The sequence below is a fragment of the Methylolobus aquaticus genome, from assembly GCF_054172105.1.
The window spans coordinates 19,500-36,547 of record NZ_JBSYXP010000008.1; the positions used below are offsets into that span (position 1 = coordinate 19,500).

At 62.8% G+C, this 17,048-nt stretch carries 12 protein-coding genes; 6 read left to right on the forward strand and 6 right to left on the reverse strand.

The features are described from left to right. Nucleotides 1-3: 3 nt before the first annotated feature. The 3 genes from ACW73L_RS12085 to ACW73L_RS12095 all read left to right on the forward strand — a co-directional run bounded on the left by ACW73L_RS12085 (nt 4) and on the right by ACW73L_RS12095 (nt 3,331). On the forward strand, nt 4-1,233 hold the full coding sequence (locus tag ACW73L_RS12085) for a PepSY-associated TM helix domain-containing protein (protein ID WP_498922294.1): 1,230 nt from the start codon (nt 4-6) through the stop codon (nt 1,231-1,233). Between the two features lie 419 nt (nt 1,234-1,652). Beyond that, nucleotides 1,653-2,360, forward strand: a complete 708-nt coding sequence (locus ACW73L_RS12090; RefSeq protein WP_498922296.1) for a DUF3313 domain-containing protein — start codon at nt 1,653-1,655, stop codon at nt 2,358-2,360. Nucleotides 2,361-2,791: 431 nt separating this feature from the next. Continuing rightward, nucleotides 2,792-3,331 carry an Hcp family type VI secretion system effector gene (locus tag ACW73L_RS12095; RefSeq protein ID WP_498922298.1) on the forward strand — a complete coding sequence of 180 codons (540 nt, stop codon included), beginning with the start codon at nt 2,792-2,794 and terminating at the stop codon, nt 3,329-3,331. A gap of 69 nt (nt 3,332-3,400) precedes the next feature. Here the strand turns inward: ACW73L_RS12095 and ACW73L_RS12100 are convergent, their stop codons facing one another. The 6 genes from ACW73L_RS12100 to ACW73L_RS12125 all read right to left on the reverse strand — a co-directional run bounded on the left by ACW73L_RS12100 (nt 3,401) and on the right by ACW73L_RS12125 (nt 10,796). Next, entirely contained in the window at nt 3,401-4,603 is a 1,203-nt protein-coding gene (locus ACW73L_RS12100) for an iron-containing alcohol dehydrogenase (protein WP_498922299.1), read from the reverse strand. Between the two features lie 849 nt (nt 4,604-5,452). After that, entirely contained in the window at nt 5,453-5,800 is a 348-nt protein-coding gene (locus tag ACW73L_RS12105; RefSeq protein WP_498922301.1) for a DUF1214 domain-containing protein, read from the reverse strand. Between the two features lie 3 nt (nt 5,801-5,803). Then, nucleotides 5,804-6,115, reverse strand: coding sequence for a hypothetical protein (locus tag ACW73L_RS12110; protein WP_498922303.1), 312 nt, complete (start codon nt 6,113-6,115; stop codon nt 5,804-5,806). Continuing rightward, complete coding sequence (locus ACW73L_RS12115; protein WP_498922305.1) at nt 6,108-6,785, reverse strand: DUF1254 domain-containing protein; 678 nt, start codon at nt 6,783-6,785, stop codon at nt 6,108-6,110. The genes ACW73L_RS12110 and ACW73L_RS12115 overlap by 8 nt, the downstream gene beginning before the upstream one ends. A gap of 792 nt (nt 6,786-7,577) precedes the next feature. After that, nucleotides 7,578-8,957: a type 2 periplasmic-binding domain-containing protein gene (locus ACW73L_RS12120; protein ID WP_498922306.1), complete on the reverse strand. Its 1,380-nt coding sequence runs from the start codon at nt 8,955-8,957 to the stop codon at nt 7,578-7,580. Nucleotides 8,958-9,917: 960 nt separating this feature from the next. Then, entirely contained in the window at nt 9,918-10,796 is an 879-nt protein-coding gene (locus ACW73L_RS12125) for a hypothetical protein (RefSeq protein WP_498922308.1), read from the reverse strand. Nucleotides 10,797-11,413: 617 nt separating this feature from the next. Here ACW73L_RS12125 and ACW73L_RS12130 point away from each other — a divergent pair. The 3 genes from ACW73L_RS12130 to ACW73L_RS12140 all read left to right on the forward strand — a co-directional run bounded on the left by ACW73L_RS12130 (nt 11,414) and on the right by ACW73L_RS12140 (nt 16,500). Next, nucleotides 11,414-12,178, forward strand: coding sequence for a hypothetical protein (locus ACW73L_RS12130; protein WP_498922309.1), 765 nt, complete (start codon nt 11,414-11,416; stop codon nt 12,176-12,178). A 313-nt stretch (nt 12,179-12,491) separates the two neighbouring features. Then, complete coding sequence (locus tag ACW73L_RS12135) at nt 12,492-14,615, forward strand: alkyl/aryl-sulfatase (protein ID WP_498922311.1); 2,124 nt, start codon at nt 12,492-12,494, stop codon at nt 14,613-14,615. A gap of 202 nt (nt 14,616-14,817) precedes the next feature. Then, nucleotides 14,818-16,500: an alginate export family protein gene (locus tag ACW73L_RS12140; RefSeq protein ID WP_498922313.1), complete on the forward strand. Its 1,683-nt coding sequence runs from the start codon at nt 14,818-14,820 to the stop codon at nt 16,498-16,500. Nucleotides 16,501-17,048: the final 548 nt, after the last annotated feature.

Genomic DNA, 17,048 nt, shown 5'->3' on the forward strand with positions numbered 1-17,048 from the left:
TGGGTGCTGCTGCACCGCTATGTCGGGCTGAGTCTGGCGCTGTTTCTGATCGTTTCCGGCGCCACCGGCGCTGCCATCGCGTTCCAGGACGAACTCGATGAGTGGCTGAACGCAGACTGGTTCCGGACCGGCCGGTCCGACCCCGCGTTGCCGCCGCAACAGTTGATCCAAGCCTTGGAACGGGCCGATGGCCGGTTGCGCGTGCAATACCTTCCGGTGGGCCTCGCGCCGGGCCGTGCCGCCCGGGTCATGGTGGAGCCGCGGGCCGAAGGCGATGTGGAGGTACCGGCAGCTCTCGAATTCGACGAGATGTTCGTCGACCCCGCCAACGGACAGGTGCTCGGTACGCGCCGCTGGGGCGACTGCTGCCTCGACCGACGAAAGCTGATGCCCTTCCTGTACGAACTGCACCACCGGCTGCTGCTGCCGGGTGAGTGGGGCCGGCTGCTGCTCGGGAGCGTCGCGCTGCTATGGATGCTGGATTGCGTCGTGGGGCTCTACCTGACGTTTCCGCGCGCCTCCCGCAAACCTGTCGCGGGCCCGGCGGCGTCATTGCCAGCAGCGGCGCCAGCCTGGTGGCGGCGCTGGTTGGCAGCCTGGTCCATCAAACGCGGCAGCAGTTGGACGCGGCTGAACTGGGACCTGCACCGCGCGGGCGGGCTGTGGTTCTGGGGGGTTCTGCTCGCGCTGGCCTGCAGTGGCGTGTCCTTGAACCTCGGTGACGAGATCGTGGAGCCGGCGCTGTCTGCATTCTCGGATTTGACGCCCTCGCCGTTTGACGCGCGCGAGGACGCGTTGGCCGAACAGCCCGTGGAACCCAAGCTGTCGTTCGACGACGCGCTGACGCAGGCGCAGGCCGAGGCGCTGCGTGCCGGCTGGACCGCTTCGGTCGGCGGCGTGTTCTACAACGCGGCCTATGGTATCTACGGCGTTCACTTCGGCCGCGACAAGGACATCGGCTGGGGGGCGCGGTACATCTATCTCGACGGCGTCGACGGGAGTCTCCTGGGCCGCCATGAGCCGGGCACCGGAACCGGTGCCGATCGCTTCATGGATCTGCAACTGCCGCTGCACAGCGGCCGTATCCTGGGGACTGCAGGGCGCGCCCTGATTGCCGTCAGCGGCATCGCCGTCGTGATCCTGACCGTGACCGGCATCGTGATCTGGAGCCGTAAGCGGCGCGTCCGATCGCACCGCACTGTTCGGCCACCAGGCGCACCGGCAGGCGAGTAGGCGGGCCGTCAACCGCATCGGGCTCCCAGTAACTTGCGGGGCGCTGAGCTTAGGCCCTGTCACTGCGAAGCCCCTGACGATCGGATCGGCCAAGGCCTCGCGCTCCCTGCCGCGTCAGCCATGCCCGGCGTCACGGTGCACCCGACCCAACCCATCGCCCTGCACGCCATCGCGCGCATGGCTGCGAAACCTGACTCGCCCCGCAGGTACTCCAAGAGACTTACCCCCGAGGCAGCAGCCTCCCGTCCATTCATGAACTGTCCAGACAAAGGGGCTCAGGGTATTCCAACCCCGGCCACGAGGGCGGATCCGCTGCGTGCCCCACTTGCGCCCTGCGCTGACATCAGGAAAATGGCGTGGCCTGCAGCCTGGTATTCCCCGGGAGGGATAGGCCCGATTCTCAAAAATGGGAGTGACGAATGAAGTACAAGCCTTTCGGACAGGGGCGTATTGCTCTGCTTTCCGGCAGTTTGCTGTTTCTGACAGCCTGCGCGACGACCCAGCGAGCCCCCATCGAGGACAAGACCGCGATCTGCAATTTCCTGGGGAGCTACTGCAATAAGCTCCAACCGGGTGGGGAAGGGCAGATGGACTTGCGCTATGTCAACTCGAAAGCGCGCTGGACCCAATACACCAAGGTCTTGGTCGATCCGGTCATCATTGTGTCGAGTACCGAGTCGCAGATTTCCGCTGCCGATCAGCAGCATCTTGCGGATTACTTTTACGCGAAGTTGAAAGAGAATCTTGGAGCCAAGTTCCAGCTCGTCGATCAGCCGGGACCCGGCACCATGCGCTTGCAGGTGGCGCTGACCGACGCCCAGGGAGCGACGCCGGTGCTGCGCACCATCACCATGGCAGTGCCACAGGCGCGAACACTGAGCACCGTCGCCTATCTCGCCACCGGCAGTTATCCCTTCGTGGGGTCGGCCAAGGGAGCGGCGAAGGTGGTCGATTCCGTGAGCGGCGACCTGCTGGCCGCCGTTGCCGATCGGCAAATCGGCAGTGGACACATCAAGGCGGCCGCCCAGTGGACGCTAGGCGATGCCGAGAATGCCATCACGCTGTGGACGGAGCGGGCTGCGAACAAGCTCTACGCATGGACCTCCGGAGCCGAAGCACCGCGTTGAGCTGGATCGATGCCAGGCGATTGCCTACCCGCTCCCAGTCCGCGTCGCAGTGACTATGGGGATGTGGACGGGCCGGAACCGTCGCCTGGCCTGAGAGATCGGTTCGTCTCGGAACTCGCCAATGTGGGCCGGGCGCACTTCCTGGATGTGGCGGGGACGGCCATAGCAAGGTGACCGATGGCGGAGGCAGGTCACTCGGACCATTTTTCCCGCCCCACTTTGACACCCTGCCGCCCCGGCGGTGGTCCTGAATTGACTGTCGCAGCGCATGCCGCGCGGTTGGCTGGAGCTTTTGGCCTCCTACGGACATCCCACGCGCGGAGGTCGGCAGGATGGTCTAGTGTAACGAGGGTGTTTCCCGCCTTTGTTGACGGGTTGCAATCGAGCCGTTGTCGGCGGAGTCGCACCGCCTAATGAACAGGAGTCGTGTCATGTCGATAAGAAAAATGAAGGTTTACGAGAGGCACTCGGCGATTCGGCCTGCACTTGCGGTCGTGTGCTTCATGGCGGCGGTGGCGCCGTTTACGGTGGCAGAGGCGGACACCCGGACCTACATGCTGGTGCCCGGCGTAGCGGGCGCGTCTCTGGACAAGGATCATGCGGGGTGGATCGAGGCATCCGCCTTTTCTTTGAAGTTGACACGAAACAACTGCAGCGGCCTGACGATCCGTAAGGAATTGGACATCGCAAGTCCCGCGCTGTCAGCCGCGGCGGTGCTGGCTCAGCGCTTCAAGACCATCGAGTTGGAAAGTGAGCAAGGAGGCGAAAACCGGCAGGTATTTCTCAAGCTTACGCTAAGCAGGGCACGTATCGCCTCGGTGGATACGGGTGTTGCGGGTGGAACTGAGCCGCTGACCGAGACCTTGGTCGTACGGGCAGGTGAGGTCAAGATAAGCTACTACCCACAAAACGCGGACGGCAGCCTCGGAGATCCGGTCGAGTCCGTGATCAGTTGTGACACGCAGCCCTGATCCACTGGCGGGCTGCTTGAGCGCCTCGCGATGGGCCTGCCCGGCGTCCTGTGGGCGCCCATGCGCCCCTCAATGGCCTTGTCGAGTGCCTGGCAGGACCTCGCGGAGCATGCTCTCGCATTGCGACTGATTCATGTAGCGCGGCACGGGGTAGCCGGTGTGGGCCTCGCGTAGTGCGGCAGCGGCCAGACCGGGAATCTCGGCTTCCCGCAACGAATCGAGCGTGGACGGGATCTGGAGGTCGGCATTGAGTTCCCTTACTGCCTCGAGGAACCTGTTGGCCCGGGTTTGCGGGCCTTCGCTCTCGGTGGCGACTTTGGCGGCCACGGCCAACTGGGCCAAACGGTCTGTGATGGAGGGCATGGAATACTCCAGCACATGCGGCAGCATGATGCCGTTGGCCAGTCCATGCGGCGTGTGATACTTGCCGCCGAACTGGTGGGCAATGGCGTGCACGTAGCCCACATTGGCGCGGGTGAAGGCGAGGCCCGCATGGGTCGATGCCAGCGCCATGTTCTCCCGTGCCGTAAGATTGCCGCCGTCCCGGTAAGCCGTGCGGAGGTTTTCAAAGATCAGCCCCACCGCCGACAGTGCCATGCGATCCGAAGCCGGCGTCTTCCAATTGCCGACGAACGCTTCCACGGCGTGGGTAAGCGCGTCGACGCCGGTCGTGGCCGTGATGTGGGGTGGCAAACCCGTCATCAGGTTCGGGTCCAGCGCTGCCATCTTAGGCACCATCCGAAAGTCCACCAGGACTAGCTTGCGCTCGTTGGCCGGGTCGGAAATCACCGCCGCCACAGTCACCTCCGACCCGGTGCCGGCGGTGGTCGGCACGGCATAGATTTTCACGGGACTGCGCAGGCCTTTGAAGTAGCCGGCGAGTTGGCGCAGCGATTTGCGTGGATTGGCCGCCGCCACGGCGATCGCCTTGGCGGCATCCATCGGCGAGCCGCCGCCAACCGCCACGATCGCATCACAGCCGTTGGACCGGAAGAGCTCGATGCCCTTCTCGACCAACGGCAGCGGGGCGTCCGGCGTTATTTCGTCAAACACTACGTACGGCGTGCCCGCGGCGTCGAGCGCATCGGTCAACGGTTTCAGCAGACCGCGCCTGGGCAGGGAGCCGCCCGTGACGATCAGGATCTTTGAATGGCCAAAGCCGGCGATGGCCTGACCAAGCTGGCCGCTGGATCCGGGGCCGACCAGGAGCCCGGGCTGGGGAATCGGCACGAACCGCATGATTTTGCCAACGCCCTTCATCAGAACGCCCAAGGTGGCGAAGCGGATGGATTCTGTCGTAGAGGTGTTCAACAAGTCAGCATCCTTGATAAGAGTGATTGGGAATTTCCGTCGTCTACGCGCCGGCGCCAGCTGGAAGGCCCATCGAATCCGCAATCACGGCATCCTCTAATGGCGCGAATCTCAAGGTGTGGGCGATCCGGTTGCTGTGTCCGGGCTGGCCGGGTTTGACGAAGTGTCTGCGGCCGGACTCTTCCCGCTGAACTGCTTGCTGACGAGACTGGGCCGGCGAGCCGACTGGCCCATCATTTTCTCCTGGTGCCGCTTGGCGTGCGCAGAACGGTCCTGTGGACCGGCACCCTTTCTTCGGGCGTTCCGAGTGGGCGACTTTGCACTCCGTTTGGATGCCTGTTTTGCACTGTGCTGATTCGGGCTTATGGCGCTATCGACGCCGCCCGCGGCAGAGGTTTCAGAAGCACTAGACCCAGACGGATTGTCCTCGCCAGACGCTGGACCAGCTATCGCAAACACAACGCCCAGCGCCAGCAATTTCGTCATTTTCTTTATCATCATCAGACTCCTCTTCAGGAAAAAATCCGCCAACCCCGGCAGCCCGAAGGGCGGGTGCCATTCGCATCGATCCAGGAATCTCCGATAAGTTCACCGACTCCCGTGCCGCCGCAATGCGCCGCCGGCGCAGTCGCGGCAGCCCACCGCATCTCCAGGTCACCGGCCGACTGCAACTGCTCACGCATGAAACGGCCCGAAAGATTCCGGGCGTGTTGGCGTGGATGCCCTACAGCCGCTCGACTCTGAGGGCCCGGAAGCTCTCCCCAGCCCAACTGGATCGCCCAGACGGTCAGAGGGGAGGCGCGCTGGATTTCACTTCACGCGCTCGACGTCCGGCAGCACCCACGTCTTTTCGAAGAGTGACGGAAGGGGGCCGTAGAACCGGAACAGGATCTCGAAGCCCCGACCGCGATCGGTTGGAGTCCAGTTCGACTCTTTGACCGGCGGGGCGTTCGGACCAAAGTACAGGTCCACCGATCCGTCCTTATTGACCTGCAATCCCTGCCTCTGGAAGGAACGGGCCGCGTGTGACATCTTGCGAATGAGCGCGTGAGTGTCCCGATCGTACAGCGTCGGCGGCCAGTACTGCTGGGCCGGGACCTTGAGTCGATAGGTCTTGCTGCCATCCAGCGGCCTGCCCTGCTCGTCCTCGATGGCCATTAGCTAGAACTGGCCTTCCCCCAACCGCTTGGGCAGGAAGAAGATGAACGAGAGCAGCGAGCCCCGAGCTTCGACCGGGTAAACGTCGGGCTCCCCAAACTGCGCGCTGGCCGCCTTGAAGACGAGTCCCAGCGACTCGGGGAAAGCCCACCGGCTCCCTGGGGCAAAGGCTCCTGTCGTGACGACTTCTTGGTACTTCCCATCGAGATACGCACGCGCCTGCTTGGCGGCGGCGTTGAGGGTCTGCACCATTTTCGCATCGGGTGCGAACGTCTTGCCCTTTTGAATGCCTTGCGTACGCAAGGTGTCAATCATGGCACGGTCGCGCTCCAGCCAAGGCTCGTGCTGGATCATGCGATTCAAAAAAACCGGGCGTCATACGGGGGGTGTCGCGCCTGGAATACGGGTAGGCTCGATAACTGCCCTTGAGCGCTTCCGCCCGTTGCGGGTCGGTGGTCAGAATGCGAAGGCCGGGGAAGACTTTGTTGGTGGGAGACTCGAAGACGCGATAGCCTTCGATGCCCGGGAGAACTTTCTGACCGGGAGGCAGTATCAGGTATTTGCTCCCTTCGCCCTTGTCGGGACCACTCAGGCCCATGTCGGTGATCGGCCGCTGCCACATGTCGAGGATCCCGCCGGTCGTCGGGCCCTTCGGGTAGTCGATCACCATCGGGCCGGTCCGTTCCAGGTTCCAGAATCCGATCAGATAGGTCGTGCTGTCGTTCGGGGTGAGCATGCCCATCTTGTCGCGAGAACTCGCCATCTGTACGAGGTCGCCGTCCTGCTGGCCGAACACGGTCTCGTGCTGCTCCTGCCACTTTGCGAAGGAGACGATCGGAACCGCCCACAGGTAGCATTGCACGGCCCGCTGGAAGTCCATCTCGTCGTACAGCTTGGCGACGGTGGCGTCGGTCGGATAACCGCCCTCGAACGCCAGCGCCCCGATGCGGGATTGGATGGTGCCGGTGGTTGGCAAGGATGACACGGACCTGGCCCCTTGAGTTCGCGCCAGGAGTTGAGGCGCCGCAGCCATTACGATGCAGACACACAACCCTCTGACTGACAGTGACCTGAACAATGCTCTTTCGCCTGGTGAGCGAGGGCAGCCCGTGCGTGAAAGAAGGATCGGCGGGCGGATGACGATCTGGAAGGCGTTCGCCGGCAAAGATCGGCTGGGCGCAGTCAAGAATCAGCCCTTCCAAGCCAGCCTGATGCCAGGCGCGGACCCGGACTGCAGCGTCGACGGAAAACCCCCGCCATGGTCCCGGCCGAGCATCAGCCCCCTTGGCTCCGCCCGCGCTCCCTTCTCGACCCACTTCTTCGGAACAGAAGATCCCGCGTTTCGCTGTTTTGTTTTGTCGTGGCTTTCGCTGAGGCGAAGCCGGCGGAAGATGGAATCACCTCCGAAAGGTTAACCTGACGCCTTATTCAGCGGAGTTGAACGCTACTGGCGGAAGATGTTGAGCAGCCGAAGCCGGGCGGTGACTGTCACTTGGGTGATGTTCAATCAGATCAAGGCGCGTTTACCGCTACTGCGCCCAAAGCTTCTTCTTCCGCACCGGGAATTGCAGGCTATCGCAGTGCTGTGAACCACTCTCTGGAGAGCATGGTGGGGGAAATCTGCACGCTGCGTTTTGTAGGCACCAGAGGCGGGCGACTGCCTCTGGTGACCCGGTGGTTGACGGGCGCGATCCCGTTACCGCCACCCGATTTTCAGATCTCCACGTCGTTATTGCAGCAGATATCAGTCGTCATCATCGTTGTCTTGATCGTACCTTTAGGAAGGAGACCCGCCTTTGGATACGACATCGCATTGCGAGTTTGCTGACGGGAACGGTGCAGGATCAAACCGGTCGTAGCCATTCCTCTTTGCGAAGCCGCTGGCAGCGTCCCAGATGATGCCGAACTCCGGGTCCTCGGACTCAAGCCGAGCGAAGAAACGATTCCGGCCTTCCAACAGCACGTCCAAAGCTTTCTGGGGCCATGTGGCGAGCGTGACGTCGGCGCTAACCGGCTGCTGGCGCGGCTCCTCCCACCACTTCCAGCTATCCCGCATTGTGATCCGACGTATGGAACCATCCGTGTTCCGCTGCTTGATCCCGTTGTTGAAATCAAGAATATCCTTCAGCCGCTCACACTGCACGCTGTCCGTCGCGTCGAAGGACTGCCGAACCGACAGTTGCGCCGCCTTTTCGATCGCCTTCCGCTGCTCATCGCTGAGGCCGTCCCAGACTTTCCGGTCGATATGTATCCAGGCGAGCAGGTACGGCTGATGCCATGACGTGGTGTGGGCGTATCTCGCTCCGGCCTGAGCGACATTCTGGTCGCAGTTTCGCTCGGTGTCCGGGGCAACGACTTCACCTCGTGGGAGCTTAGGTGTGCAATCCAGATCGCCATCGTCAGGGCCGCTCCCCGGCGGCAGATCAGCCGTCGTCGCCTCGAAAAACTCGAGCACATCGTCCGAGGGAACCGTGAACTCGAAGCCCTGGATCGCGCGCCGTTGCGATGGGATCAGCACCGACTGACCCCCGACCGGCGGGTAGAACAACAGCGTTTGCGTCGGAATGATGCCGCGCTCGACGAGAATGTCGCAGGCCGTATCCAGGGTGTCCTGCGGTGCCTCGAGATACCGGATGGCCCAGCCTGACGTGCAGATGCCCTTCAGGCCTATGCCGCGGCTTTGCTTCCGGCACTCGCGATCACCCGGATTACAGCGGGCCGGCCCGATTGGCTGCGGGAAGTACCCCGAGACCTGAGCCGTACTGCCGATGACCGGGAACACAACCTGCGTTCCGCCGCGGTTGTCCAGCACACGCTGAGCCAGCGCGATGCCGTTACCGGTACCCCCACCGGGGAGATTGAACTTTGCATGGTACAGGAACTTCAGGGCCTGTTCGAATCGAAGACCGAACGGCCATGAGTTGAAAATAAACCCCCAACTGACGTTGTCGAATAAGGCATTGCCATCGATCACGCCATCCGGGTTCTGGCCAAACTGGACACCTGCGCGGAGCGCGTTTTCCCCACGCGAGATGCTCTGGTCAGGCACAAACGTAACCTGCCCTCCCTCTGCGTTTTTGGTCTTCTTCTTGACATTCTCGATAAAGAAGCGCATGGCGCCATAGCCGGGATCCCGCGGGTCAGTGGAGGTACCCACACCTCGACCGATTGAGGGCGTCCGGCTGTATTCGTTGTAGCGAATCTCTACACCATCCCCCGGTGGTGGCTTGCCTCCGGACCCGTTAGCACTTGCCCCAGGTGCCGCCAGAAGAGCGGCCAGAATAAGGGAACCCAGTGCCCCTGTTCGACCGAAGGTCGACCCGCTGGACAGCAATGAAAAAAACGTCATCTCTCTTCTCCCAGTGCCTGTAACACTCTTGGTTGATTGTTTAACTGACAAGGAGTTCAGCATTTCATCTCGTTCTCCCGTTGAATAACGCGAGCCGTTGGCTCTAGCGGGTTGGGCGAGCGGATAACGCTTGCGGGCGATCTCGGACCTAAAGCATAAACCGACTAAAATACTGGGTCTACGTAGTTTCGGCCAGTTGCCGCAGGTAGCCCGACTTCGTCGATTCGCCGGAAAGTCTCACGACTCTGGAGCCGAAGGCGGATGTAACACCCTGCTTTGATTGAGCTTGGCGGCCAGAAAGCGCGTATAGTGCCAACCTACTCTCGTGTCAGGGGCCGCGGCCGGGCGACACTTCGGGCATGTTTCTACGCGCCACGACCCGCTTTTTAGGATGGCAAGGAGCACGGCTAATGCAGCGTGGGGGAAAACCATCGGACGTCCGATGTACGGGTGGTCCAGCGTCAGGTGCTGTATCTCGGGAAGATCAACGACCAGCAGCAGGGCGGCGTGGCCCCGGACCATCGAGGTCTTCGACGAGGATCTAGGTCAAGCGACCAAGCTGGCGCTGTTTTCGGAAAACCGTCCGATGTCGCGGAGGGACGACGCGGTGGTGCAGGTTCGCCTCAACGGTCTGCGGGTGCCACGGCCGTGTCAATGGGGTACTTGTTGACTGGCGCTGGAACGGTGGGCACAGATGGACCCGGATGGGTTTCGGGAGGAACGCGTGCGACGAGGCGCGGCCAGCAGAACCCTGCCGTGAACGAGGCGTTACCAGTAGCCCGTCAGGCCGAGAAAGGGGCCGTTCAGGGTCGCGCGCGTTCTGATGGGTACGCGTTCACCACCGTTCACTTCGTACCGCAAGGCCTTGTACCCCGCCTGGATCGACAGTGGAAGGTCGCCCGCGTTCACCCGGTAACCGAGCATCCCGAGCACGCCGCCCGTGAACGACACGCCATCGGCGCCGAAACCGCCGAGATTGGCATCGGTCAGCAGGAATAGGTCCTGCGTGATGTCGACGATGAAACGACCACCAATCTGCGGGCTCGTGAAACTGCCATCCATCGAGAAAGTTCGCGACAGGCCGACGCCGGGGACGGTCACCGTGAAGCTGTTGTCCAGCCACAGTGTTCTGGCGCCGGCGTAGACGTCCAGCCGGTTGGGCCGTCTCTCGCCATGCAGGGTCGTGGCCTCGTCGGCCGTGGGTCCGACCAGACGGTACATGAGTCCGTAATCCATCAAGCCCAGTTCGGTATCCACCCCCCGGCCGAAGCGCTGGAATTTCGGGTCGAACGCCAGGCTCATGTAGTTGCCGTCCAAATAAGCACCGAGGCGCTCGTAATGCGCTTCGAAACGGCCCATGAAGCCGATCGGGAAGCGCCGGGAATTCTCGGCCAGGTCGATGAAGCTGGCATCCACCGAACGATTCAAGGGGCCGGCGGAGAAATTCCCGGTCAGGCCGCTCATCCAGGCGTACAGTGACAGGTTGAAAGCCCACGGGCTGCCCGACGCCCCGGGCGCTTCCTCGGCATGGACGCGAGGTGCAAACACCAGGATCGAAAGCAGGATCACCGGGCTCAATTGAACCGACAAACTGCCTGCCCGGAATGCTTGCCGGGCCTTGCCGTTCTTTACGGACGCTTTTGCCATCGCCTTATCCATCCCTCACTCACATCAAACGGCTTTCACTTCAGCCGTCGAAGACGGCACAGACGCGTAAGATACCATGCGCGTTATATGAGCCAGTTTTCGGGTAACAATACGGACACCTTGTGAATTCTTGGCCGGGTATTTCGCGTGATGCGCGGGGATTTGGGCCGCCTTTGTTTCCGTCTCGAGCTATGTGACGATGCCACACTCAGTTTACCGGGGCCCTGAGCCCTGAGCGGGAAGCGTGGACTGGCCTGGGGCCAAGGGCCGTTGACGTGCGGATGAGATGGCGAGATGCGGTTGTGACGTTTCAGCGGGCAGTGGTCGGTGTGTTTCATCAAAAAGTAGGCCAATCTGGCCTGCGTCAGGCACGCGGATCCCGATGGATGGCTTCGGGGCCACTTTCTCTCGGTGGCGTGGTGTGGTTGGTCTCGCTCGCTCTGCTATCCGGGTGCGCCCATGACACGCGTCGGGCCGAAGCAGCGCCGCGTGAAGTTGGTCCCGATTGGCATTGCGGGCCGCCATCAGCCCATAGACCGGCCGTCCCGGTCCCCGCACAAAGCCGCATCGGCGTCACGCCGAATGTCCCGGCACTTCGCGGCTTCTCGCCGGTCGCGTTGGAAATCGCCCTACTGATCGGCGCCTATGACCTCCTGGCCCAGTTGCATGAACCCGATGAGCAGCCGGCCCAGGGCGATACGGCCACCATGCTGCGTCAGCTTCAGGTCCGCGAGCGACTTTCGACGCGCATCCTGCTCGCGTCCCTCGATGTGAACAGCGCCGCTGCCGAGGTGGACTGCGAGAGCGAGCGGGCCCAGGCCCTGGCGGACCGCTTGGAAAAGGGGCGGCAGCAATGGGTGACACGGCTGACGGTTTTTTCGCTGGTGGTCGCCGGCCTCGGCGCGATTTTCAGTGGCGCGTTATCGTTGGAAGCCCAGGGCGTTGCGGCCGACGCAGTGACCATCGGCTCGGGCGCCGCCGAGATCGCGCTGGGGTCCGCAGCCCTGTTCGGTGAGGCTCGGCACGAGCTTCACCATGAGCGGAACATACTCCGGGAAGTCTGGGAGGGTCCGGAGCAATCCAGGCTGCTGCCGGCCCTGGTCTGGCGATTCCTGACCCACCCTTCGGGGGATGAGCGTGCTCATCTCTCCCTGCGCGACAGCTTGATTGCGCGCTGGCGGAAGGACGGCCGCCTCGGCAAGCCCGGCTCGGACGACGAGCGGCACCGGATCGCGCTGTTCTTCGGCAACGGGGGAAACTACACGATTGATGAACTCCGGGATCTCGAAGCCATGTTGGCGCTGCTCGAGGCCGACATCAATCTGATGAGTCACGACCTCGAAGAGCTACTGAAGGAGGTGCTGGCTCAGACCGGTTTCTGATTGCCCGCAGTACAGGACGCCGTAGGAAATTCCACCACACTCCTGTACCCGAAACTTCTTCCGGCCCATGGGGCAAGCGGCTCGCTATTACCCCTCAAATTCGTTGGGCATAGTACGGCCAAGCTGAAGGAATCACTAAAATGCTCCGAGGTATTCCGGATGCTTGTCGTCGCCGTTGCGAATGCGGGCAACTCCAGCAGCCTGCCGCGCGCGGTCGTCAGTCAAGCGCCAAAACGAGATCGGAAGGGCGACTCGAACAGCCCCAAGCGAGTATTGCAGTTTTCCGACAGCCCACCTGAACAAGGAATTCCAGATGAACAACGCCAAAGCACTGCCATTCGTTCTCGCCATCGCCGCAGGGCTGAGCCCTATGGGCCAGGGAAGCCTCGCTGCGACCGGCCGCACCGCCAAGGCCACGCAGGAAACGCCGATATCGGCCGTCGGGCATTTCCACCCGAAAGGCAAGGCACCCTCGAAGTTCACGATCGAACTGCGCCAGGGCATCAAGGCGACGCTGCCGTTCGACGACCAGCGCGACTTCGAAGAGGCCAAGAAGGGCTTCATCGCCGAACCGCCGTACAAGCAGATCAAGGCCGATGCCGGTCATGTCGCCTGGGACATGGGCAGCTACGAGTTCCTGCTGCAGGGCAAGGATTTCGACAGCATCCACCCGTCGCTGCAGCGGCAGGCGGTGCTGAACATGGCCTACGGACTCTATGAGGTGCTGCCGGACCGGATCTACCAGGTCCGCGGCTACGACCTCGCCAACATCAGTTTCATCAAGGGCGACACCGGCTGGATCGTCTTCGATCCGCTGACGGCGAGGGAAACGGCGCGCGCCGCGCTCGAGTTCATCAACGAGAAGCTGGGCGCCCGGCCCGTGGTCGCGGTCGTGTATTCCCACTCGCACGTCGACCACTTCGGCGGTGTGCGCGGCGTCGTCGAAGAGGCCGACGTGGCCAGCGGCAAGGTCAAGGTCATCGCCCCGGAGCATTTCATGCACGAGGCGATCGCGGAGAACGTATTGGCCGGCAATGCGATGTCGCGCCGGACGCAGATGCAATACGCCGTGCTGCTGGCGCGCAGCCCCTTCGGCCACGTCGACCAGTCGATCGGCAAGAACGTCGCCAACGGCAACACCGGCCTGATCGCGCCGAATCGGCTGATCACCAAGGATTTCGAGGAACTGACGGTCGACGGCGTGACGATGGTGTTCCAGAACACGCCGGACACCGAGGCGCCGGCGGAAATGAACACCTATTTCCCGCAGTTCAAGGCGTTCTGGGCGGCCGAGAACATCACCGGCACGATCCACAACATCTACACGCTGCGTGGTGCGCCGGTGCGCAACGCCCTGAACTGGTCGAAACACATCAACGAGGCCTTGTTCAAGTTTGGCCAGGAGGCCGAGGTAATGTTCGCCTCGCACAGCTGGCCGCGCTGGGGCAATGACCGCATCCAGGAAGTCATGCGGGCGCAGCGCGATGCCTACGCCAACCTGAACAACCAGACGCTGCATTACGCCAACCGGGGCGTCACGATCAACGAAATCCACAACGTCTACAAGCTGCCGGACAGTCTCTACAAGCAGTGGGCGGCACACAGCTACCACGGGTCCGAGCAGCACAACAGCCGCGGTGTCATCAACCGCTTTCTGGGCTATTGGGACGGTAACCCGGCCACGCTGGTGCCGCTGTCGCCGAAGGACTCCGCACCGCTGTATGTCGAGATGATGGGCGGGGCCGGCAAGATCATGGCCAAGGGCAAACAGCTGCATGATCAGGGGAAGTACCTGGAAGCTGCCGAGATCCTGAACAAACTCGTGCTGGCCCAGCCGAAGAATCAGGCGGCCAAGAACCTACTGGCGGACGTGTTCGAGCAGATCGGCTATCAGAAGGAGAGCCCGAGCCTTCGCAACAGCTTCCTGGCCGGGGCCTATGAACTGCGTTCGGGGCTGCCGAAAGGTGTCCCGCCGAAGTCGACCGGTCCGGACGTGATACGGGCGATGTCCACGGAGAACTGGCTGGATTTCCTCGGCATCAGCGTGGACCCGAAGAAGGCGGATGGCCTGCGTTTCACGATCAACCTGATCACGCCTGACAACGGCGAAGCGTTCCTGGTCGAGATGAGCAATGCCACGCTGACGAACATCAAGGGCGTCAAGGCCAAGAGTCCGGACCTGACCATCACCGTGAACCGCAGCGATCTCGACTGGGTCATGATGGGGCAGAAGACCTTCGATGACCTGCTCAAGGACGGCAAGGCGAGCTTCGATGGCGATCGGAAACCGTTCGACCAGCTCCGCAGTATCCTGGTCAAGTTCACGCCGGACTTCGAAATCATGCCGGGGACGGCCCCGCCGAAGGAGCCGGGCGTGCCGGAATCGAAGGAACTCGAGGTACCCGAACTGCTTCCGCCGACCAGCGCCGGGGACTGATGTGCCGCCCGTCGGCGTGGCTCGGCTAGGACTTGGCCGACCGCGCCGGACCGGGCGTCATGGCCGTGACGGTCGGTTTGCCCGCTGCGATCATCGGAAAGCGCGTGGGCAGCGTCGCCCTGACCGCGGGTTCGCTCTGGAACTGGGGCGTTGCTGATAGGCCTTGGCCGCACCCCGATCAGCCGGGCGGAACCGATACACCATGGATTCGGCAACAGACGGGGTTCGCCGCCTGAAGCGTTGCATCGTCACCCTGCTGGGCTTTGTCGTTCTTGCCCCGCCGTCGCTGGCGGCAGAGCGGAGCGAGGCCCAGCGCTCACCGCCCACCGCGGCCCAACGACCCGCTACCGCCAAGGCACCGGTTCAACGGCCTACCGAGCCGCGATCGAAGCCAATCGATCTACTGGATGCCGATGAGCTCGACCCGGGCGTCGGCGCAAGCCCGGCGCAGGACCAGCCGGGGGCCACGCCACCCGAGTACAAACAGCCGAACCGCTGGAGCCTGACGGCCGGTGGCAGCCAGCGCAAGGACTGGCTGACGGGCCGCAATCGGTGGGTCTGGGGCGAGCGCCTGAACGCCAGGCGGGTACTCGGGATGCCCGAATGGCTCAACGGTACGCTGGAACATCGAACCCGGTACGAAACCTTCGACGTGCCCTGGCGGCGCGGTCAGACCGGGGGCGAACACCAGATTCCGTTGCAGACCGTCCTGTGGATCGAAGCCCACCATGCCGGATTCCGGGCCGGCTTCGAGTTCTGGGACGCGCGGCAGTTCGGCGCCCAGGCGGATTACACCCTGAACAATTCGATGGTGAACGTCGCCGACTTCACCCAGCTCTACGCGGCGTGGTCGACGCCGGACCTGCTCGACACTGGGCTCGGTTTCGAAATCAAGGGCGGCCGGCAAACCCTGGACCTCGGCAGCCGGCGGCTGGTCGCCCGGAATGCCTTTCGCAACACCGTCAATGCCTTTACCGGGCTGATGGCACGGATTCGGGACGGCGACGGCGACTGGCAGGTGCTCGCGTTCGCAACCCACCCCGTGCTCCGCCTGCCCGATGAAAAATCCGAACTGCTGAACAACGACTGGGCCTGGGATCAGGAGCAGGGGAACAAGTTGTTTGCCGGCGTGTTCGCGGAAACGGCGGCACTTCCGTGGGATCTTCGAGGCGAGTTGTACTGCTACTACCTGAACGAGGATCCCAGCAGCGACTTTCCTGATGGCAACCCCGGACTGGCCGGCAGCCGCCGTCTGTTCACACCGGGATTCCGGGTATTCTGGCCAGCGCGGAAGGGCCTAAGGGATTTCGAGATCGAGAGCGGGGCACAAACCGGGAACTCCCGCGCGACGGCGATAGCCCGCGAGCTGGACCATGAAGCTTTTCTCGAACATCTCCATCTGGGATATACCTTCGATCTGCCCTGGGAACCCCGGCTGCTGGTGCAGTACGACTATGCGACCGGCGGTCAAGGCGCCGGCACGAACCGCTCATTCGATACCCTCTACGGCGCCCGGCGCTTCGACTTCGGACCCACCGGCATCTTCGGGCCGTTTTCCCGCAACAACATCAACGCGCCGGGTACCCGCCTGCTGTTCATACCCCACCGCGACCTGACCGGCTTCGTGGCCTATCGAGCGTGGTGGATGGCGAACGCGCGAGCCTCATGGCAACCCGCCGGATTGATCGATCCCACGGGCAAGTCGGGCGACTTCCTGGGCCATACCGTGGAATTCTCGATGCGCTGGGACGCACGGGACAACGTCAGCCTGGAAGCCGGCTGGAACACTCTGATCAAGGGCACATTCGCCCGGAATGCCCCCGACGCGCCGACCAACCGTGACAACGTCAATTACTTCTACGTCCAGACGATGGTGCGGTTTTGAGAGGCCATCCGAGCCGACGGCGCCAATTTCAGTTTGCCGGTCGCAGTCTCGTCCAAGTTTGCTTATCGACTTCCTGGCTGTGAAGCGAAACGCCCCACAGGCTTTTGACTCGCCGGCGAACCCGCGTTGCCGTGGGTAGTGTGCGCCGGGGATCAGGCCGTGATCGGAACACGATCTCACGCCGTGACCGGGTTCGAGGTGGCAAGGGTCGAGAATGGGCTGCTTTCACTGCTATGGGCAAGAAGAGTCGAGCCTTCGGCCACTGCCTCCCGAATACGGCAAGCCCCGTTCGGGACCATCTAGTTCAATCACTTACAAGCACATGTCCCGCGCCAACGTGACTGTAAGTGACATCACTGCCCCCGAATCGACTGGTGGGTGTCACGATCGGGTCACGCGATCCCGCTGGCACTGTAGCAACGTTCACCCCGCCGGAGGCGTCCGCCCGATCGCGGCGATGCGGTTGTCTTGCGGGTAGTACTTCGGACGGTGTATAAACAAAAAGGACGCATCCTTATGCGAATGGAACCGCATGAAAATTCGCCTGC

What these genes read in the sequence shown, in the direction of transcription:
- ACW73L_RS12090 (WP_498922296.1), top strand. Translation starts at nt 1,653, where the DNA reads ATGAAGTACAAGCCTTTCGGACAGGGGCGTATTGCTCTGCTTTCCGGC.
- ACW73L_RS12095 (WP_498922298.1), top strand. Translation starts at nt 2,792, where the DNA reads ATGTCGATAAGAAAAATGAAGGTTTACGAGAGGCACTCGGCGATTCGG.
- ACW73L_RS12105 (WP_498922301.1), bottom strand. Translation starts at nt 5,800, where the DNA reads ATGGCCATCGAGGACGAGCAGGGCAGGCCGCTGGATGGCAGCAAGACC.
- ACW73L_RS12110 (WP_498922303.1), bottom strand. Translation starts at nt 6,115, where the DNA reads ATGATTGACACCTTGCGTACGCAAGGCATTCAAAAGGGCAAGACGTTC.
- ACW73L_RS12125 (WP_498922308.1), bottom strand. Translation starts at nt 10,796, where the DNA reads ATGGCAAAAGCGTCCGTAAAGAACGGCAAGGCCCGGCAAGCATTCCGG.
- ACW73L_RS12135 (WP_498922311.1), top strand. Translation starts at nt 12,492, where the DNA reads ATGAACAACGCCAAAGCACTGCCATTCGTTCTCGCCATCGCCGCAGGG.
- ACW73L_RS12140 (WP_498922313.1), top strand. Translation starts at nt 14,818, where the DNA reads ATGGATTCGGCAACAGACGGGGTTCGCCGCCTGAAGCGTTGCATCGTC.